Source organism: Chitinophaga sp. HK235 (genome assembly GCF_018255755.1).
Taxonomy (GTDB): domain Bacteria; phylum Bacteroidota; class Bacteroidia; order Chitinophagales; family Chitinophagaceae; genus Chitinophaga.
Map to the genome: position 1 here is coordinate 836,446 of NZ_CP073766.1, position 19,777 is coordinate 856,222.

Genomic DNA, 19,777 nt, shown 5'->3' on the forward strand with positions numbered 1-19,777 from the left:
AAATTACTTCTTCAAAGTCATCAGTACAACACCTGAAATAACGATCGCAGACGAGATACCCACCATACTGTCTATCACTTCATTACCGATCGCCCAGCCCAGGAACATGGCCACAATAGGATTTACATAGGCGTATGTAGCAGTCAGGCGCGGAGGGGCGTTTCGGGTAAGCCAGCTATAGGAGGTATACCCTATTAGAGAGCCAATCATGACAAGATAAAAATAAGCCAGCCAGCCTTGCCCCGTCATGTCCGGTAAGGTGCTCCAGGCTCCATTTTCGAGACAGGCACTTAATAGGAAGGAAAAAATACTGCCGGCCAGCATCTGTATAGCGGTGCTGGTCATCTGCGTAGGCATCTGCAATCGTGGTACCATCAGGGATCCGGTTGCCCAGCAGATATTTCCAAATACTACCACGGCAATAGGCCATAATGGGAAACTACGGCTTTCATGATGTCCAAACGGATTAAACAGGAGAAACAGTCCCAGGAAACCCAGGACTATACCCAGGGAGGTGAGCACAGATGGACGTTTCTTACTGAAGAAAGCCCAATCCAGCCCCATAAACCAGGCTGGCATGGCTGCCACCAGCAGGGCCACGAGGCCCGATGGCATATAATGAACAGCCAGGGCTACGGTGGTGTTGCCAATGCCTATCAGTAACACCCCTACGAAAGCGGCTGACAATAACTGCCGCCGCGATGGAATAGTCCTTTCCTTCAGATAGCCAATTACCAGCAGGATAGCACCTGCCAACAGGAAACGGAGACCGGATAACAGAAACGGGGGTACGTTTTTGGTAGCTATTTTCATACCCAGGTAGGTGGAGCCCCAGATAATATAAACCGCCAACAGGTACAATAATGTTTTGGACATATTGTTATCCTGTGTCTTTTCGCTGATGATCATTTTGCGCTTCTATTTATTACGTTGATAATATTGTTGTACTTTATGAATGTCTCCACACGTACTCATGCTACACCATTTACGGGAACCATTGCGGCTTTTATCGAGAAACAACCATCCACAGGCAGGACATTGCCGTACCTGCTGCAACGTTTTGCCAGTGTATAGCTCCAGGGCAGATTTTACCAACCACCAGTTCACCTGTTCCAGAGCCGGGGCATTAAATGACAGCTCCCCCTGGCCAAGGGATGGCTTCCAGGTAATTTCGATGTTGGCATAAGCATCCGTCACATAGGTATTAAACAATTGTACATCTGCTGCGCCAGGTGCTTTCCGTTGGATAGCTGCTATAAAAAGACGCAGGAGTAATTCGCGTAACTGAATGCTCTTGTCAAAAACCATTACTGCCTTTTGAGGGTATCCTTTAGCGAGTCGTTCTAGGGTATGGATTACCTTGGTTGAAAGTACTCCGGTACGGGTATACCACTCCAGTAATTCCTTAAATCCGGGGAGGTAGTCAAACGGTTCCGGTCTGTTTCGGTTGCAAACAGTGTTAACAAAATCAAGGCAGAAAATACCGCCGTCGAGACGTAACGTAGCGATGCTTTTTTCAGTTGCCATACACTTGTTTTGATGGGTTGCTGCACAAATGTAAGGCATCTGTTTAACCGGTAAAATTAATTTTGGTGGTTAATCGAAAAATAGCAAAAAATGAGTGCTTCTACTATCTAAAGCAAGAGATCAACAAATAGTATTAATAAAGTTTAAAATCAGTATTTTATAAAAAAGAAAAGAGCCAATTGCTATGGCTCTTTTTATATCACAGTGATGGTATTTTAATTTGATTTTTCGGGAGATGACCTTCATTTTTTGATCCTCTTTTGCTCCGTTGATTTTACAATAGAAACGGGGGCAATATTACACTAAAAAACGGAACTTCTAAATGAATTTACGCATAAAGATAAATTTAATATTGTATAATATACAAATATTTTAATTCTACAATTTCTACTTCCAATATGCCCTACTCGGCTTTTAATGCAGTCACCGGATTGGTCATCGCCGACCTCACCGTTTGCATCCCAACTGTCATGATTGTCACCATAAAAGTGGCTAGTCCGGCCATCCCGAAAATCTCCCAACCCATTGCTGCCCGATAGGCAAAATTATCCAGCCACTGGTGCGTCACCCACCAGGCCAATGGCAAACCAATCCCAATTGCCAGGGCAACTGACCATAACAAGTCTTTCGACAACAGTACCATTACCTGGCCTATTCCTGCACCCAATACTTTACGAATACCAATCTCCCTTCGACGGCTCTCCGCAGTATAGGCTGCCAGTCCAAACAATCCCAGACAGGAAATCAGTACCGCCATCAGCGAAAAGTACCCTGACAGCATACTTACCCGTTTCTCGGCGATATAGAGGGATTGATACTTATCTTCCAGAAAACGGTATTCGAAGGCATAGCCCGGGTTAAAGGAAGTGTAAAACGCTTCCAGTCTTTTCATCACCGCTGGTTCCATACCGGTCTGCATTTTTACCATCACGGTACCACCCCTTGGCTCTGCCTGAAAAAACAACGGCTGCACCCTGCTATGCAAGGACTGAAAATTAAAGTCATTTACAACGCCCGCCACTTCCCGCATTGCCCCGCCGAAAGGAATGATCTTGCCCACAGGGTGTTCCAGACCCATCGCGGCAACTGCAGTCTCATTTAAAATAATCCGGGAGGTATCAGCTGCATAGTTGCCTGTAAAACCCGGTCCTTCCTTTAGTGTGATCCCCAGGGTCTCCAGCATACCGTGGCATATCAGAAAAGGCCGGAACAAAATATTCTCTTCACGACCCTGCCATTTCCAGTTAATGGGAACAGAAGCCTCTCCGAAAACATTGCCCACCATACTGGAAGCATTTACCACCCCCGGAATGTCTTTTACCGCCGCCAGAAATGCATCCATATTCAGCGGTACCTTACCCTCCGCTTCAAAATATACCACATGCTCTTTCTGGTAGCCCAGATTACGATGCCGGATAAAATCCAGCTGACGGTGCACTACAAGCACCGCCACAATGAACATTACAGAAAGGCTGAACTGGAAGACTACCAGCCCTTTCCTCGCCCATAAGGCGCTGACACTATTGACCAGCTTTCCTTTCAGTACCAGTACCGGCCGGAAACCAGACAGAAAAAAGGCGGGGTAACTACCTGCCAGTAACCCTGTGAGCAGGGTAATGCCCCCAAACAACGCTAGCATTGACAAACTGAACTCCAGGCGCAGCTGCTTTCCCGTGATAGTATTAAATGGCTCCAACAGCAGCCATACCAGAGCGGTGGCTAGCAACAGGGATATAGCTGACAATAACAGGGACTCTCCCAGATATTGCAGCACCAGCGATAACCGGCCGGCTCCTAGCGCCTTGCGCACACCCACTTCCCGCATCCGGTTGCTGGCCCTGGCGGTAGACAGGTTCATAAAATTGATTGCTGCAATAAAAATGATAAACAACGCAATGAGCGAGAACAGTTTCACATAGGAAATACGGCCCCCGGACTGCCGACCGTTTTCATATGTGCCATACAGATAGCTGGCCGCATAGGGCGCTACAAAGGATGTCCGTGCCTTGTTGCCTGTATGCTCCTGAAGGAAGCGGGTCAATTTACTATTGAATCCGGCCACGTCTGTTCCTTTCTTCAATAGCAGCCAGGTAGTAAAAGGACCTCCCGGCTCCAGATTATCTCCTATATGCATCAACGCCTTGAATGCACCAAAGGGCAGCATAAAATCAAATTGTACGGAAGAGTTGCCCGGCACATCTTTAAATACCCCGGCTATCACCGCCGGCTTTCTGAACTGGTCTATCTGCCAGGTAATGGTTTTCCCTATAAGATCGTGGGTAGTATTAAACAACCGCATCGCCAGGCTTTCCGAAATCACTACATTACCATTGTCTGCCAGCACTTTACTTTTATCACCTGCCAGCAGTGGATAAGAAAACAGGTTGAAATAATCTGCTCCGGCAAACATACCTGCCGCTTTCAGGTTCTTCCCGTCCGCAGAAACATTCACTTTTGAAAACCAGGACGGCGGTGTGCTCACCACAGCCATTTCCACCTCCGGCATTTCCCGCGGCAGGATGTCTGCCAACTGCGCTGGCGACTCAGCACTCGTCATAATCCCTTCTACGTGAGGCTTATTTTCCATCACGGTAAATAACCGGTCACTTTTTTCATGAAAACGGTCTACGCTCCATTCGTCTTTTACCCATAGACAGATCAACAGCGTACAGGCAAGCCCGGTAGATAAACCAATTAAATTAAGCAAGGTAAACAGACGGTGTTTCAATAAGTTCCGCCAGGCAACAAGGAGGTAGTTTCTTAACATGGCAACGTGGTTGATGGATAGCTACAAAAATTAAAAAACCGGCACCAGGATGGTGCCGGATAATAAAATACTTTTTTACAATATCTAAAATATTAAATATTATCTCAAAGTGTCCGCTTTCTGTAACAAGGTGTCCGTATATGAACGTGTAGCCGCCTCCGATACATACACTTCGATCATGGCATTGGTAGGACGACGCGGAGCCAGAAATGAATCTACCATTGTATAGTGTTTCTTCAGTTCATCACGCAGGGCAAAGGGGAAGAAATTGTTTAACGAAGGTGCATACTCATAGAGCACCACATCATAGTGCCGTTGCTGTACTTTTTCTGTAAAAGCTGCCAGCTGCCGGTTGAACATGGCTACTCCCAGGTGATACCAGAGCGGGTAGTCGGGTCCGGTTTCGAGTTTAAACGGCATAGCCACCGCCAGCGGAGTCAGCTCTGTCATATTCAGCACTTTGATGTTATCCTTTTTCTGCTGCACTACCGGTAAGGCCAGTACGCGATCTATACCTTCCACTGTCTGAGGAGGCATATATATATGGTGAAACACCGGCAGTTTGCTGAATGCCCATTTGGACACGGGTACATCTGAACTGTCGGCTTCGATCATATAGTTACGGCGGGATACTACATTCTCGTGATGCGGATCGTTGGGCGCATAAGCAGCTTCCTTGTCCGGAAACAGCCGGTCTGCATATCTACCTACATACTTCCACCAGGTACCGGACCACCAGAACAATACCAGTGCGGTGGCCAGCAATACTGATCTGCCTGTGTTAAGCGGTATTAATAGCAATTGACATAACCAGCTGGCAATGAAGGCAAAAGCAAAACTGTGAAAGAAAATATTATTGTCCGGAGGTGTGTAGCTGGTCACCTGAAAGATAGCCGCTTCCCCAAGGATACCAATGGTGAGCAGGGCAAACAACACCTCCCTGCGCTGATGTATCCAGGTACCCCATTGTTTAACTCCGGCAGCCAGACAAAGCGCCGCCAGTAAAACATACACCTTGATCCAGTTGGAGTTGCCCATGATCTCTTCTGTAAAATCGTTTACAGCTAACCGTGAGTTATGCGGTGCCTGTCCATGGTTAAACCAATATGCAAAACCCGGCATCAGCGGCAGGATAAAGACCGCAGCGATCAGGCCAAAGAAACCTATAAAAGCAACTATATCCGACCAGCGCCTGGTTTCCAGCGAGTTATACGCCAGCAGGGCCAGACACAACATCAGTGCCATGCCACCGCCGTCTTGTTTTGTAAAGATGGACAGAAACACAAACAGCGCAGCCAGCGCCATATAAACATAATGGAGTCCTCGTTTCTCTGAAAAAAATGAACGGAGCAAAAAGCTTATTCCCACCAGCTCATAAACAATCACCGTATGATTGTACCAGGGCCAGAAATTGAAGAAAGAATAAGACATGACAAATACCAGTACGGAGAGCAGCCGTATCCCCGGTGTCACCCCCAGACTCCTGAGGATAGAACGGAAAGACAGCCCGGCTATGATATTGATAAACACCTGGGCCTTCACCAACGTCACCATCTGCGGACCGAAGAGCTTAAAGAACAAGGCAGGTATAATCCAGAATCCATAGCCCAAAGGAGTTCCGAAGTCTTTATAGGGTACCTGACCCGAAGACAACCGATAGGCACCTTCCCAGGACAGGAAGATATTAACACGGTAAGGGAAGGTTACAAATAACGGCACAAGTGCCAGTGCTACAATGATAATAATTTCTAAAAACGCCCACCTGCGGGCATTAGGAGACAAACTTGACATAGACGATCTGTTATAGTGATGCTGGTCCTGACGTATAGGCGTTATGGCAGCTGTCATTTATTTTCTGAAAGGTTTGTATTCGGGGTGCTGAGCCAGCGCGAGCATTGGCCTGTCGCCTTCGCTGTCGCCGTAGGCGTATATTTCCGTATAGTCATGGAGGTTAAACTGCTGCCTGATCCGGTTCACCTTCTCCGGCCCGTTGCAATTGTTTCCCTGCAGATTACCAGTCAAACGCTGATCTGTTATCTCCAGCCGGCTGGCGATACAGCTGATATGCTGCACCTCGCACCAGGGAGCTACCCAGTCTTCTGCAGAGGCGGAAACGACCACCACCTGGTTTCCCTGCTGCTGGTGCTGTCGGATAGCAGCCAATGCCTGATCTCTTACCAGCAACGGTAACCGGTCTGTACAAAAACGTCTGCAACCTTCTTCGAATTCCTGTTGGGATATGTTCCCGAAATAATACCGCAATACTCTTTCCTTCATCTCCTGAGCAGCAAGCCTTTTCAGCTTAAAACTGATCAGCGCTGGTAACAGTCGCACCATTCCCCCATAAAGAGCCATACTTCCCTTATGAAAACGGATCACTTCCCAAAGGGTATCTTTGCGGGTGATAGTCCCATCAAAATCAAAGAATGCGATGCCGCTCACAGCTTAAGTTTTTTGAAAATACCTTCTGGTATCATTTTGATAATCAACATAATATATTTCCAGGGCCATTTTACGTACAATACGTTCCTGCTGCGTTGTGCGGCCTTAAATACTGCATTGGCCACCTGGTCCGGCTGTGCTGTCAGTAAAGGTGGCAGGTTCAGGTGTTGGGTCATCCGGGTATTGACAAAGCCGGGCTGAACACTCATCACGTGGACGCCACTACGAAAAAGACGGTTCCGCAATCCACTTAGGTAAGCTGTAAAGCCAGCCTTGGCACTACCATATATATAGTTGCTTTGGCGCCCCCGCTCTCCGGCCACCGAACTGATACCAATGATCATTCCTTTTCCGCGGGCTTCGTAGCTTTCTGCTATTATGTTTAATACTGATACAGCACCGGTATAGTTACTGTGTATGATGGTAGCTGCTTCCTGCCAGTCACGCTGAGCCAGTTCCTGATCACCCAGGTACCCGAAGGCACAAACGGTGATATCAGGCATGGTTGGTAACCCGGCAAAGAAAGCGGCATGCGTACTATAGTCGGTAGCATCAAAATCATGGGTGGTAGCGGTAATCCCGTAGCGGACCTGCAGGTCCTGCTGCAAGGGCTGCAGAGCGGCGGCCTTGCGGGCAGCCAGTTGTATGTCGTAATGGGCAGCGGCAAACTTCCGGGCTATGGCCACAGCCATATCGGAACCTGCGCCTAAAAGGAGTACTGTCGGCATCGGAGGTGTTTCGTTAATAAGGGATATTATTATTTTGTCAGTAATAATCTTTCGGATTGAAGCGACTCAAAACGTTTACCAGGATTGTAGGTCTTTACAATATCGGCAAAACGATTGGCGTTGGGGTAACTCTTCCAGAAAACGTCCTGTTTCATACGGGCGTCTTTGGACAGATATAAACGGCCTCCATACTGCAATACAATTTCGTCCAGCTCATCCAGGAATTCAAAAAGGCCCTTCCGCACCGGAAAATCCAGCGCCAGGGTATATCCCTCCATGGGGAAAGAGATCAGGGAATCCTGATGACCAAAGACTTTCAACACAGCCAGGAATGAGCCCCATCCTTTTTCACTGATACGCTGAAGAATAGCTACCAGCCCGGCTTTATGTTCCAGCGGCAGTACAAACTGATATTGTATAAAACCAGCCTTACCATAACCACGGTTCCAGTGCAGAATAGCGTCCAGCGGGTAAAAGAACGGCTCATAGGGCACCACATTATTGATTTCCTTTTTGAAGTTCTTACCGTAGTAGAGCCAGTTAAAGGCTTTTACTGTGAAAGTATTGAGAATAAATGATGGCAGATTAAAAGGTACCGTCAGCCGGGGCTTTGCCGGCAATTTCAGGGGCGCCTCCTGTTGTTTGGGGTTAAGGTCTGCTTTGGTGGCGTGTTCTCCTACGATCAGGATGCTGCGGCCAAAGGAGTCGCCTTTCTGCAGGCAGTCGATCCAGGCCATGGAATACGTATAGTGTTTGTATTCGTCAAACAGCCGGATCACCTCTTCCAGGTTGCGGGCCTTCAGCTGCTTTTGTTTGATATAGGCTGTCTCAATTTTTTTGAGGTCAAATTTAACACGGGTGATCACGCCCGTGAGCCCCATGCCGCCACAGGTAGCCCAGAAAAGATCGGTATGCCGCCCCTGGGAACAGGTAACGGTTTCACCATCGCCGGTGATGACATCCATCTCCGTGATGTGGCCCGAGAAGGCACCGTCCACATGGTGGTTTTTACCATGTACGTCGGAAGCTACCGCTCCGCCAACAGTGATAAATTTAGTCCCGGGCGTTACCGGCAGGAACCATCCTTTGGGAACAATAATGTCCAGTATCTGGTCCAGTGTTACACCGGCCTGGGTTTCGAGGAAACCATTTTGCTCGTCAAAAGAAAGGATCTTGTCGTACTTCAGCATGGATATACTATGCTTTCCCAGGGAAGCATCTCCATAACAACGACCATTGCCGCGGGCAATCAGTTGATGATTGGACACAACAAAATCCCGGAGTTGCTGCTCCTGCGTAAACGCATTTTCCTCAGATGTAATCGCGGGGTAATTTCCCCAGTTAGCTAACCGCTTTTGCATTATTCAAAAAAAACTTTATTAGTGGGCCAATAAATCAGCACATAAAAACTCAGCACCCACAGGAGTATGGTTAATTGAATAAAACGGTCTTTATATAGGATCTTGGTGGGAGAACCAGTATTGTTCTCCACGTAGGTTATTTGCAAATATCGTAATAATCCGCCAATTACAAAAAGCGTAGTGTAATAAAGGCGGTAGGTATGAAAACGTACCTGCGTTTCCGGTGCCATCGTATACATCAGATAACATACAATGATCACCGCTGATACCAGTGACAGGATCACATTCAGATAGTCCAGGTTATACCCTTTTGCCGCCTTGCGCATTTCCTGCCCTGACTGTATCTTGATAAGTACATCATCCCTTCTTTTGGCGATAGCCATAAACAGGGCGAGCAGAAAAATCATCACCATCAGCCATTCGGACATGGCGATATTACCGGCAATACCGCCGGCTTTTACCCGCAATACAAAACCAATGGCCAGAATAATAATATCGAGAATGGATATATGTTTTAAGCCGAAACAATACAACAGGTTCATTACAAAATAGATCCCCAGTACAAAAAGGAATTTAAGTCCCACCCAATATCCCAGGCCGGCGCCAGCCAATATACAGAGTGCAAACAGCAGCAGCGCTGCCGGTTTGGAAATCTCTCCTGAAGCCAGCGGACGTTTACATTTCTCGGGGTGTTTGCGGTCTGCTTCTATATCCTGATAATCATTGATGATGTAAATACTACTGGCAGTAATGCTGAATGCCATAAATGCCAGTAACAACTCGAGTAGCTTTTCCGGTTTAAAAATTTCTCCGGCAAAAAACAGCGGGATCAGCAGGAAAGTATTTTTTGCCCAGTGTTTGGGGCGGAGCAATTTGATATACTTCATGGGGACTCAAAAGTTGACGCGGCCAAGTTACAATAAACTGAACTGTGGTGTATGTGATTTTTATGATTTTTCTGATATAGGGGCAATAAAAAATGTCCCACCATGACAGTGAGACATTTTTTTTATTGTAACAGATTGATTGTACGGTGTTGGTTAAGCAGCCTTGGATTTCAGCTGTGCCTGCGTTACTACGGCAGGTTTCAGTTTGATGATACCTACCAGATTCATCAGCTTCATTACCTGATAGCTGGGATCCAGCTCATACCATTTTTTGGCGAAGTTAGGACTATCCTTGAATTTGTGGTGGTTGTTCTGAAACAGTTCACCCAGCAGGACGATGCCCCAGGGAGAAGTATTTTTAGACTGGTCTCCGTTGTCGAAATTGCTGTAGCCATATTTATGACCGCACCAGTTAACGACAGCGCCTTGTACAGGTCCCATCAGGAAGTGGATAGGCAGCAGCAGATACAGGTACCACATACCGGCAGGCACAAAAGCTACATAAAAAGCGATGTAAAGGGCTATCCAGGTAAGACGGGTGATATTGCTGTCCCCGAACTTATCCATAGCGTCCCACTCTGGTAATGGCTCCTGTGTAAACATCGGGTCTACAGTGCTTGTACGATGCACGAAACCGTTGTATATTTTACGGGTCTGTACCATCATGGTCCACACGTCCTTAAAAAAATGCGGGGAGTGCGGGTCTTTCTCCGTATCACTGTATTCATGGTGCATGCGGTGCATTACGCCATAGGCTCTGGGGATCAGGTAAGAAGATCCCTGGAAGAACCAGGTACTGAAATAAAAGAAACGCTCCCAGAATTTATTGGTGGTATACATCTGGTGAGATGCATAACGGTGTAAATAGAATGTGTGGAAAAACAAGGAAAAGAACCAATGCACACAGAAGAATATCAGTATCGCCGTCATTAGATTGCTTTAAAAATTGACAAATAATCTTTCAAAGATATGCTAAATCCTTGTAACTCACACTATTTTGCTGTCCTGTATAGTGAATGAAATGTTAAAAAAAATCCCAATTTTATTTTTTACGGACATATCTTAACTCCAACAGGTTCATTCCGTTATTATAAAATCCTTTTATACCGGGCTGTACCAACCTTACTACCTCGTCATAAAACAGTGGTACCACCGGTGCGTCCGCTATGATCTGCCGGTCCATTTCCTGGTACAGGGTGTACCGGAGGCTATCGTTGTTTTCTTCCAATGCCTGTTCATATAGTTTATCAAAGGCTGCATTGGCATAGCGGGTATAGTTGGGAGGTGCAGGATTACGACTGTAAAACATGGCCAGGTAACTTTCTGCATCCGGGTAGTCGGCAATCCAGCTGCCTCTGAAAAAGAGTGCCTGTGATTTGGCCGTCTGTTCCAGCAGCAGACTTTTCTGTACCACCTCTACCTGTATACGAATACCGATTTCCTGCAACTGGTTGGCTACATAGTCCGCCATATCTGCATAGATGGGAATAGACATCAGGCGTATCTGCGATAATCCCTTTCCTCCCGGATAGCCGGCTTCCTGTAACAGCTGCCGGGCCATGGCCGGGTTATACGTGTATCCCTTTACTTTACCGGTATCAAAAGAAGGCAGTCCTGCCGGCACAAAGCCGGATATAGCGGGTATACCTTTCCCATTACGCAGGTAGGTGATCATTTTCGTACGGTCTATACCGTAGTTAATGGCCTGACGGATCTTTTTCTGTCTGGTGGGCGAGCCTTTCACCAGTGCATTGGCACTGTCTACCAGGAAGCCCAGGTATTCTACGTTGAGGAACGGCTTTTTGTCGAGTACCATCTTACCTTTCCATTCGGACTTCAGCCGGCCCTGTTTGGTCAGTACCTCATCTTTAAAGGAGGCATCAATATCATTAATGAAGTCGAGCTGTCCCTGCCGGAACAACAGGAATTCGGAAGCTTTGCTGTCGAGGAAGCTGATCTGCACTGCATCCAGATAGGGTAACTGGTGGCCGCTGCTGTCTTTCTCGAAATAATGCGGATTGCGGTGCAGCACCAGGCTCTGGCCTTCATCCCAGAAAAAAAAGCTGAAAGGGCCGGTACCACAGGGATGATTACGGAAGTCCTTACCATACTTCTCAACAGCCTCACGAGGTACTATCGAACAGTACTGCATACTGAGGATGCCCAGAATAGGATGGAAAGGTCTTACCAGGGTCAGCTCAAAAGTAGAGTCATTGAGTGCACGGAACCCACCGTCTGCAATGCGGCCGTTGAATATCCAGGCTCCGGGCGAAGCGGTGGCCGGGTCGGTAATACGGCTCAGACTGTATACCACATCCTTCGCTGTCATCCGCCTGCCTTTACCACCGGGGAAAACATCACTATCGTGAAAGAACACATCTGTCCGCAGATCAAAGGTATAAGTGCGGTGGTCGGGAGATACCCGCCATTGTTTGGCCAGGGAAGGCCGGATGGTGAGATTGGTATCTGGTGCCACCAGTGTATTATACAACTGGCTTACCGCCCATATGACTGCCTGGCTTTTGGCAAAGGCCGGATCGAGGCTGCTGATCCCTTCTGTCTGATTGTACCGGAATACCTGCTTATCGTGGTTCTCCGCGTTGCCACAGGCCCCCAGCAACAGGCTGCTCACTGCGCCCAGGCATATAATGGCTCTAACCACTTGACAATAACAACTTTTCATTTGGCGGTAAAATAATATCTTTCCGGCTAAAATCTATTAATATTTGTGTATTGCATACCCATGTTTTGCAATATCTTTCCGTAAAATCTATCAGTAGTTTATGTATCGTGTACCCATGTTTTGTATGGCCCTGCTGGTGAGCTTCACCGTCAGCGCCCAGCAACACTTCACCAAAGCAGATACCCTTCGTGGCACCATCACTCCTGAAAGGGCCTGGTGGGATGTTACCTCCTATGACCTGCATGTACATGTCAACCCGGATGACAGCACCTTCAGTGGTTTTAACACTATCACGTATAAGGTCCTGAAGCCCGATTCCACCATGCAGATAGATCTGCAGGAACCAATGGTTATAGATAGTATCCTGCAGGATAAACACTCCCTCTCCTTTACCCGTGATGGCAATGCATGGTTTGTAAAGATGAAGGCGCCACAGGTAAAAGATAAGACCAAACATATCACCGTGTACTACAACGGCAAACCAAGGAAAGCCAAAAATGCACCCTGGGACGGCGGTGTGGTATGGACCCGTGATACACAGGGACGTCCCTGGATGGCTACTGCCGTGCAAGGACTTGGCGCCAGTATATGGTGGCCCAACAAAGACCACCAGAGTGATGAACCGGAAAACATGACCATCAACGTGACCGTTCCCGCCGAACTGACCGATGTGTCTAACGGAAGGCTGAAGAAAAAAACAGATAACCCTGACGGCACTGCCACTTATACCTGGTACGTCAGCAATCCGATCAATAACTACGATGTAGCCCTGAACGTCGGCCATTATACTGAAATAAAAGATAGTTATTCCGGCGAAGGCGGTAAACTGGACCTGAGCTACTGGGTACTGGACTACAACGTAGACAAAGCCAAAGAACATTTTACAGTGGTGAAGCCTATGCTTAAATGTTTTGAATACTGGTTTGGCAAATACCCTTTTTATAAAGACTCGTACAAACTGGTGGAAACACCTTACCTGGGCATGGAACACCAAAGTGCTGTTGCATATGGTAACAAATTCCAGATGGGTTATATGGGCCGCGACCTTTCCGGCACTGGCTGGGGCTTGAAATGGGATTTTCTCATTATACATGAAAGCGGCCATGAATGGTTTGGTAATAGCATTACCAGTAAAGATATTGCCGACATGTGGATTCATGAGTCCTTTACCAACTACTCCGAAAGCCTGTTCACCGAATGCCAGTACGGCCTGAAAGCAGCCAATGAGTATGTGACAGGTACCCGTAAGAACATCAAAAATGATATTCCCATCATCGGGCCTTACGGCGTTAATACCGAAGGTAGCGGCGATATGTATTACAAAGGAGGTAATATGATCCATACCATCCGCCAGATCATGAACAATGATGAAGCTTTCCGTCAGATGCTGAGAGGATTAAACAAAACCTTCTACCATCAGACCGTTACCACACAGGAAGTGGAGCGTTATATGAGCAATGCCGTTGGCTTTGACCTGGGCCGTGTGTTTGACCAATACCTGCGTGATACAACCATTCCTACACTGGAATACCGTATCATTGGCCAGCAGGTCCAATATCGCTGGGTGACAGATGTGAAAGACTTCAATATGCCGGTAAAGGTAAAACTTAGTGAAAGTGGCTACAAGCTGATCTATCCGGGTACCAGCTGGCGTACAGCCAGCATCAGCCTGCCAGATCCCAATCAGTTTGAAGTGGACAAGAATTTTTATATTAATGTAAGAAAGAGAGCTGCCACCGACAACAAACCATAACGGTGATGAATGCTGATACTTCTGATGCTCCTGATAAGCGAAGATCTACAGGTAAATAATAAAGCAAAGAACCCATTGATCATTACATCAATGGGTTCTTTGTTTATGTCTTCGCTTATCAGGAGCATCAGAAGTATCAGCATTCATCACCGTTAGTGTTTCAGCAGTTTAAATGCATGCCCGCTACTATCATTCAGGAAGCCGTAGGCAGACCATAAAACGGCCAGTGGCTCTATGCTGCGGCTCATTTCAATTTTACCTACGTCGGCGATATCATACCAGCCGATTTCGTTAAGCAGGTTGATAACGGTTTGTTTGGCTTCCTGCTGGTTGCCTGCAATAAACATGGTGGGGGACCCTTCTTCAAAATTGGGAGACAGCATGTGCTGGTAGCCTATGCAGCTGAGCGCCTTCACCACATTGGCATCCGGAGGGAGCCAGGCCTGTATTTGTTCGCCGGCTGAGTTGGTATGTCCTATGACCAGGTTGAGCCGGCCGTTTTCATCGGGGCCTTTGCCATCTACCGGGTTGGTAACATCCACTACCGTCTTTCCTTTAAAGTTCCAGATACCGGCGGCTTCGATGGCTTTTTTAGTGCCGATCCAGCTGGTACAGATGATAATGAGTTCTCCAAATTCCGACGCTTGTCTGAAAGTGCCGGCGGCGGCGGGTTTTCCATGTTCCTTTATCCACTGCTGCAAAGCTTCTCTTGAAGGATTGCGGGTACCAATAGTAATCTGGTGGCCTGTCTGGATAAGTCCTTTTCCCAGTGTCAGTCCAACTGGGCCACTGCCAAGGATGCCGATTTTCATGACCGCGGAAGTATTTGGTGAACTATGAAGTTACTGTATTTAAAGATTGGATGGCGGGGTTATTTGGTTTATTTAACCTTCTTCTAAGCGAAAACAGGCTGTTGCGTGTTGAGAGAAAAATTTTCTTTCCCTCAACATGCAACAGCCATCAATCAAATAATCGAAATATCACATAATCAAATTCCCAAATCTCTCAGGTATCCCAGGAACTTCTGCACACCCTGGCGTTTGGCCGGTGTAATGGGATAACTCAGGTTGTGTACGTAGTAGGTGGTAAGATCGTATACGTCGTATGGATTTTCGGCTACTACGGCCGGAATATTTTTGATACCGATACCAGTGGCATCGTTGAATTGTTTTGTAAACTCAGCTGGCAATGGTTTGTTGCTGATCCATGCGGCAAACACGAAAGGCAGGCTGGTAAAGCGCACCCAGTGCTCTGCCAGGTCATAGATGAAAGGCGATACTTTCCTTTGTGCCAGGGCACGGTCGCCGATTACGAGGCCTGCGTCGGTGCCTTTTATTTTATCCTGATAGTCGCCGGTGGTGGCCACCAGTTCAACATCTAGCTTCCAGTATTCCCTGACCAGTATTTTCAGGAGGGCTACAGAAGTACGGCTCTGGTAGTCGAGGTAGATACGCTTTATCTCGTTCAGCGGTACTTCGCTATAGAGACAAACAGAGGCCACCGGACCTTCTGCGCCAATACCATAATCTGCAATAATATAATGTTCTTTCAGTTTAGGGATAATAGCTACTGGCACCAGGGCCACATCTACCTCTCCATCTATCAGCTGCTGGGCTATTTTAGAAGGATAATCCACTGACAATTCCATCTGGTCCATTACCGGATGATTCCTGAATCCGTATAACAAAGGCTTCGTATTCAAATAACTTACAGCCGCAACTTTTACTTTCCGTTCCAATTTCAGTAATTTTGAAGCTGCAAAAGTAACTAAATCCCGGATAACAAGTTCCAAATCCAAAATTCCCCCTGGAGGCAGGTGGTGAGGAAGGGCTTATTTTCCGACAACCTGGTAAATTGTAATAACTGGAATACATATATTATGCAACTACAACCATTAACTGCCATTTCCCCGCTGGATGGGCGCTATCGCAAGCAACTGGACGAGCTGGCGAATTATTTTTCTGAATTTGCGTTGATCCGTTACCGTGTGATGGTAGAGGTGGAATATTTTATTGCACTGGCAGAACAGAAGCTGTTTACTTTACCCAAAGCCAAAGTTCCTGCCCTGCGCAAGATTTATCAGGAGTTCACCATCGAACATGCCCAGCTGATCAAAGACACTGAAAAGATCACTAACCACGACGTGAAGGCAGTGGAATACTTCCTGAAAAATGAATTGAAGAACCTTGGCCTGGAAGACAAACTGGAATGGGTGCACTTTGGTCTTACCTCCCAGGATGTAAACAATACCGCTACCCCCCTGCTTTGGAAAGACGCTGTAGAGCATGTATATATGCCGGCGCTGGCCAACATGATACTGGCACTGAAGAAGATGGGAGAATCCTGGATGAAAGTCCCCATGCTGGCACGTACCCACGGGCAGCCTGCTTCTCCTACCATTCTGGGTAAGGAAATACTGGTATTTGTAGAAAGACTGGAAGGCCAGATCAAGCTGCTGGGCGACATTCCGTTTGCAGCCAAGTTTGGCGGTGCTACCGGTAACTTCAACGCACACTATGTAGCTTTCCCTAAAATCAACTGGGAAAAATTCGGGGAGAAGTTTGTAAACAATACCCTGGGGCTGCAAAGAATGAAGTATACCACGCAGATTGAGCACTACGATAACATCGCTGCCCAGTTTGATACGCTCAAAAGAATCAACAATGTGCTGATGGACTTCTGCCGCGACGTGTGGACATACATCTCCATGGATTATTTCAAACAGAAGATCAAAAAGAATGAAGTAGGTTCTTCTGCGATGCCGCATAAAGTGAACCCGATCGATTTTGAAAATGCCGAAGGTAACCTGGGCCTTGCTAATGCACTGTTTGAGCACCTGAGCGCCAAACTGCCTGTTTCCCGTTTACAACGTGACCTGACCGATTCTACCGTACTCCGTAACATCGGCGTTCCATTCGGGCATACACTGCTGGCCACCAAGTCTATTCAGAAAGGTCTCGACAAACTGATCCTCAACGAAGCCAAACTGAAGGAAGATCTGGAGAACAACTGGGCCGTAGTAGCGGAAGCTATCCAAACTGTATTGCGCCGTGAAAACTACCCACAGCCATATGAAGCCCTGAAAGAGCTGACCCGTGGCGGTGAGCAGATCACCCAGAAGAGCATGCATAAATTCATCGATGGACTGAAAATCAGTGCTGCACTGAAAAAAGAACTGAAAGCCATTACGCCGCACAACTATACCGGCCTGTGGTCGATGTAAAAAACATTTAGGGATTTTTTGATTTACGATTTTGAGATTTGTAAATCCCTAAATCGTAAATCAAAAAATCCCTAATCAATATGACTCCCGAAAGCGTAAGACAGCTTTACTGTCTTATTTCGATATTTTCTTCTGCGACCCTTCCGGCCACGGTTACACGGGCAATATATTTTCCGGTTGATAAACCGGTCAGACATATCAGTTGCCCCGCTGATATACTGCTTGGCGCAATTGGGACCATGCGCACAGGTGAGTGATGATTGTCAAATATTGTCAGCAGTAAATTCTCCTGTACTTCCACTCCTTCCAGCTTCACAAAGAGATGACTACTGTTGTCCTGTTGTTGTATTATAGTACATGGTAGCTTATTATTGATAGCTACTGCTCCCACGGTTTGTTGAATAAATAACATCAAGCTCCATAAGTTCATAATAATGATCTTTTATGATGAACAATACCTTAAAGGCGTTGTACGGAGTTTTTCCAGGGAGATGATTATGGTAACATACCCGGCTAATATGGGCTGTAATACATCATAGGGGTCTTTTTAAAAGCAGTGCAAAGATATAAAATATCTTTTATTAAATATAGATTATAAGCGTTTATTTTGTTAAGTATTGGTTAATGGAAAAACCTGCTAAAACACGTCCCGCAGGTGTAAGAGCTCATAATCATCTTCCATAAAAGTGATTGCAATAATATCAAATCTGACTGCTTCCGGATACAGCCTGAAACACTCCAGGTATGCGGCTGCCACCGATTGAATATTGGCTTGTTTCTGATAGCCCACTGCCTCTTCCGGATCGCCAAAACGGCCGGTGCTTCTGGTTTTCACCTCTATAAAATAAATGGTGCCATTGTGTGTGGCGATGATATCAATTTCCTTTCTGCCGTATTTCCAATTGGTATGTAAAATGGTACAATACCGGCGAACATAGTCCTGCGCTATTTTCTCACCCTGACGGCCAATATCCTGACTACTCATTATTTCAAGGTTTAAACAAACAATACAGAAAGATAAATAATTCCGCTCAACCGCATTTTAACTATTTGGCAGCCTGTTGTTTAGAAATCTGAATAATTTGACAGTAATTTGCAAAAGTTATGCATGCACGCTGTTCGGCCTGCCTGAACACAGTCAAACTTTAAACCCATAAATTGTTTATATGAAATTATTCAGACTGGATGGAAAAATTCAGCATTACGCCTGGGGAGGATCTACTTATATTCCTGCGTTGCTTGGCATTGCCCCATCAGAAAAACCCAGTGCAGAATACTGGATGGGCGCGCATCCCAGTGCTCCTTCCACCATCACTACCGCCAATGGCCCTGTGCCCATGAACCAGCTGATTCAGCAGGATCCGGCAGAGATAGTAGGCCCGCAGGTATGGCAGCAGTTCAAAGAGTTGCCTTATCTCCTCAAAATACTGGACGTTAAAGACATGTTGTCTATCCAGGTACACCCCACTAAAGAAGAGGCGGAAAAAGGATTTGCCCGTGAAAATGCTGCAGGTATACCGTTGAATGCGCCTAACCGCAACTACAAAGACGATAATCATAAACCGGAGATCATGGTAGCCCTGAGTGAATTCTGGCTGCTGCATGGTTTCCTGCCGGAAGAGAAACTGCTGCAGGTGTTGCAGGACACCGCAGAGTTCACCTCACTGGTAAGTATATACGAAAATGAAGGTTACTTCGGACTGTACAAAAGTGTGATGGAAATGCCACAGGCATTGGTTAACATCATACTGCGTCCGCTGACAGACCGTCTGATACCGGAATACAGGGCAGGTAACCTTTCCAAATCTGACCCTGCTTTCTGGGCAGCCCGTGCAGTACTCAATGATCCACAGGGCGCCGACAATCTGGACAGAGGTATTTTCTCTATCTACTTCTTCAACATTGTGCACGTTCAGCCCGGACAGGCCGTATTTCAGGCCGCTGGCATACCGCATGCATACCTCGAAGGCCAGAATGTAGAGCTGATGGCCAACTCTGACAATGTTCTGCGCGGCGGGCTTACTCCCAAACATGTGGATGTACCTGAACTACTGAAACACACCCGCTTTGAAGCAGTACATCCTAATATCCTCCAGGGTGAAAGCATCTCCGGCGGACTTGAAAAAATCTATAATACACCAGCTCCTGATTTTGTTGTCAGCAAAATCAATCTGGAAAAAGGACAGGTGTATCAACATACCGCCCAGGCCACAGAAATCATGATCCTCATAAGCGGTACTGCTACCGTTAAAGGCTCTGATACACTCGCACTCCATAAAGGACAGAGCGTGATGGCTGCCTACAATGAGCATTATGAAATCACCACCGCGGACAACGTGGAAATATACAAAGCTACTGTTCCTGTGAAATAATTATAACGGGAACAACTATACTAAAAAGCCGCGG

The 19,777-nt window shown here is 46.8% G+C and carries 17 protein-coding genes; 3 read left to right on the forward strand and 14 right to left on the reverse strand.

The window, feature by feature from the left end:
- Nucleotides 1-3 precede the first annotated feature (3 nt).
- The 10 genes from KD145_RS02685 to KD145_RS02730 all read right to left on the reverse strand — a co-directional run bounded on the left by KD145_RS02685 (nucleotide 4) and on the right by KD145_RS02730 (nucleotide 12,374).
- Nucleotides 4-909, reverse strand: a complete 906-nt coding sequence (locus KD145_RS02685; RefSeq protein WP_212004372.1) for an EamA family transporter — start codon at nucleotides 907-909, stop codon at nucleotides 4-6.
- A gap of 9 nt (nucleotides 910-918) precedes the next feature.
- On the reverse strand, nucleotides 919-1,527 hold the full coding sequence (locus KD145_RS02690) for a CGNR zinc finger domain-containing protein (protein WP_212004373.1): 609 nt from the start codon (nucleotides 1,525-1,527) through the stop codon (nucleotides 919-921).
- Between the two features lie 403 nt (nucleotides 1,528-1,930).
- Entirely contained in the window at nucleotides 1,931-4,294 is a 2,364-nt protein-coding gene (locus KD145_RS02695) for an ABC transporter permease (protein WP_212004374.1), read from the reverse strand.
- 99 nt (nucleotides 4,295-4,393) lie between these two features.
- Entirely contained in the window at nucleotides 4,394-6,142 is a 1,749-nt protein-coding gene (locus KD145_RS02700) for a hypothetical protein (protein WP_212004375.1), read from the reverse strand.
- Complete coding sequence (locus KD145_RS02705; RefSeq protein ID WP_212004376.1) at nucleotides 6,143-6,736, reverse strand: HAD-IB family hydrolase; 594 nt, start codon at nucleotides 6,734-6,736, stop codon at nucleotides 6,143-6,145.
- Nucleotides 6,733-7,464, reverse strand: a complete 732-nt coding sequence (locus tag KD145_RS02710) for an SDR family oxidoreductase (RefSeq protein ID WP_212004377.1) — start codon at nucleotides 7,462-7,464, stop codon at nucleotides 6,733-6,735. The genes KD145_RS02705 and KD145_RS02710 overlap by 4 nt, the downstream gene beginning before the upstream one ends.
- Nucleotides 7,465-7,493: 29 nt before the next feature.
- Nucleotides 7,494-8,825: an FAD-binding oxidoreductase gene (locus KD145_RS02715; protein WP_212004378.1), complete on the reverse strand. Its 1,332-nt coding sequence runs from the start codon at nucleotides 8,823-8,825 to the stop codon at nucleotides 7,494-7,496.
- Entirely contained in the window at nucleotides 8,825-9,712 is an 888-nt protein-coding gene (locus tag KD145_RS02720) for a decaprenyl-phosphate phosphoribosyltransferase (protein WP_212004379.1), read from the reverse strand. Before KD145_RS02720 ends, KD145_RS02715 begins: the two co-directional genes overlap by 1 nt.
- 153 nt (nucleotides 9,713-9,865) lie before the next feature.
- On the reverse strand, nucleotides 9,866-10,642 hold the full coding sequence (locus KD145_RS02725; RefSeq protein ID WP_212004380.1) for an acyl-CoA desaturase: 777 nt from the start codon (nucleotides 10,640-10,642) through the stop codon (nucleotides 9,866-9,868).
- 112 nt (nucleotides 10,643-10,754) lie between these two features.
- Complete coding sequence (locus KD145_RS02730; RefSeq protein WP_249219718.1) at nucleotides 10,755-12,374, reverse strand: ABC transporter substrate-binding protein; 1,620 nt, start codon at nucleotides 12,372-12,374, stop codon at nucleotides 10,755-10,757.
- Between the two features lie 121 nt (nucleotides 12,375-12,495).
- Between KD145_RS02730 and KD145_RS02735 the strand changes: the two genes are divergently transcribed.
- On the forward strand, nucleotides 12,496-14,148 hold the full coding sequence (locus KD145_RS02735) for a M1 family metallopeptidase (protein WP_212004382.1): 1,653 nt from the start codon (nucleotides 12,496-12,498) through the stop codon (nucleotides 14,146-14,148).
- Between the two features lie 152 nt (nucleotides 14,149-14,300).
- Here KD145_RS02735 and KD145_RS02740 read toward each other — a convergent pair whose 3' ends face one another.
- A complete protein-coding gene (locus KD145_RS02740) occupies nucleotides 14,301-14,960 on the reverse strand; it encodes an NADPH-dependent F420 reductase (RefSeq protein ID WP_212004383.1) in 660 nt (219 codons plus the stop codon).
- A 176-nt stretch (nucleotides 14,961-15,136) separates the two neighbouring features.
- Nucleotides 15,137-15,886, reverse strand: a complete 750-nt coding sequence (locus KD145_RS02745) for a menaquinone biosynthetic enzyme MqnA/MqnD family protein (RefSeq protein ID WP_113619763.1) — start codon at nucleotides 15,884-15,886, stop codon at nucleotides 15,137-15,139.
- A gap of 141 nt (nucleotides 15,887-16,027) precedes the next feature.
- Between KD145_RS02745 and purB the strand changes: the two genes are divergently transcribed.
- Nucleotides 16,028-17,371, forward strand: a complete 1,344-nt coding sequence (gene purB / locus KD145_RS02750; RefSeq protein ID WP_212004384.1) for an adenylosuccinate lyase — start codon at nucleotides 16,028-16,030, stop codon at nucleotides 17,369-17,371.
- A 106-nt stretch (nucleotides 17,372-17,477) separates the two neighbouring features.
- Here purB and KD145_RS02755 read toward each other — a convergent pair whose 3' ends face one another.
- Together KD145_RS02755 and KD145_RS02760 are read right to left on the reverse strand one after the other, a co-directional pair.
- Nucleotides 17,478-17,801 carry a hypothetical protein gene (locus KD145_RS02755; protein WP_212004385.1) on the reverse strand — a complete coding sequence of 108 codons (324 nt, stop codon included), beginning with the start codon at nucleotides 17,799-17,801 and terminating at the stop codon, nucleotides 17,478-17,480.
- A 207-nt stretch (nucleotides 17,802-18,008) separates the two neighbouring features.
- Nucleotides 18,009-18,356 carry a YraN family protein gene (locus KD145_RS02760; protein ID WP_212004386.1) on the reverse strand — a complete coding sequence of 116 codons (348 nt, stop codon included), beginning with the start codon at nucleotides 18,354-18,356 and terminating at the stop codon, nucleotides 18,009-18,011.
- 181 nt (nucleotides 18,357-18,537) lie between these two features.
- On the opposite strand from KD145_RS02760, the gene manA reads away from it, so the two are divergent.
- Entirely contained in the window at nucleotides 18,538-19,743 is a 1,206-nt protein-coding gene (gene manA, locus KD145_RS02765) for a mannose-6-phosphate isomerase, class I (RefSeq protein WP_249219719.1), read from the forward strand.
- Nucleotides 19,744-19,777 lie beyond the last annotated feature (34 nt).

Bases quoted from the DNA above. Each gene is read 5' to 3' on its own strand.
- KD145_RS02685 (WP_212004372.1), bottom strand. From the start codon at position 909: ATGATCATCAGCGAAAAGACACAGGATAACAATATGTCCAAAACATTA.
- KD145_RS02690 (WP_212004373.1), bottom strand. From the start codon at position 1,527: ATGGCAACTGAAAAAAGCATCGCTACGTTACGTCTCGACGGCGGTATT.
- KD145_RS02695 (WP_212004374.1), bottom strand. From the start codon at position 4,294: ATGTTAAGAAACTACCTCCTTGTTGCCTGGCGGAACTTATTGAAACAC.
- KD145_RS02700 (WP_212004375.1), bottom strand. From the start codon at position 6,142: ATGACAGCTGCCATAACGCCTATACGTCAGGACCAGCATCACTATAAC.
- KD145_RS02710 (WP_212004377.1), bottom strand. From the start codon at position 7,464: ATGCCGACAGTACTCCTTTTAGGCGCAGGTTCCGATATGGCTGTGGCC.
- KD145_RS02715 (WP_212004378.1), bottom strand. From the start codon at position 8,825: ATGCAAAAGCGGTTAGCTAACTGGGGAAATTACCCCGCGATTACATCT.
- KD145_RS02720 (WP_212004379.1), bottom strand. From the start codon at position 9,712: ATGAAGTATATCAAATTGCTCCGCCCCAAACACTGGGCAAAAAATACT.
- KD145_RS02725 (WP_212004380.1), bottom strand. From the start codon at position 10,642: ATGACGGCGATACTGATATTCTTCTGTGTGCATTGGTTCTTTTCCTTG.
- KD145_RS02735 (WP_212004382.1), top strand. From the start codon at position 12,496: ATGTATCGTGTACCCATGTTTTGTATGGCCCTGCTGGTGAGCTTCACC.
- KD145_RS02740 (WP_212004383.1), bottom strand. From the start codon at position 14,960: ATGAAAATCGGCATCCTTGGCAGTGGCCCAGTTGGACTGACACTGGGA.
- purB (WP_212004384.1), top strand. From the start codon at position 16,028: ATGCAACTACAACCATTAACTGCCATTTCCCCGCTGGATGGGCGCTAT.
- KD145_RS02755 (WP_212004385.1), bottom strand. From the start codon at position 17,801: ATGAACTTATGGAGCTTGATGTTATTTATTCAACAAACCGTGGGAGCA.
- KD145_RS02760 (WP_212004386.1), bottom strand. From the start codon at position 18,356: ATGAGTAGTCAGGATATTGGCCGTCAGGGTGAGAAAATAGCGCAGGAC.
- manA (WP_249219719.1), top strand. From the start codon at position 18,538: ATGAAATTATTCAGACTGGATGGAAAAATTCAGCATTACGCCTGGGGA.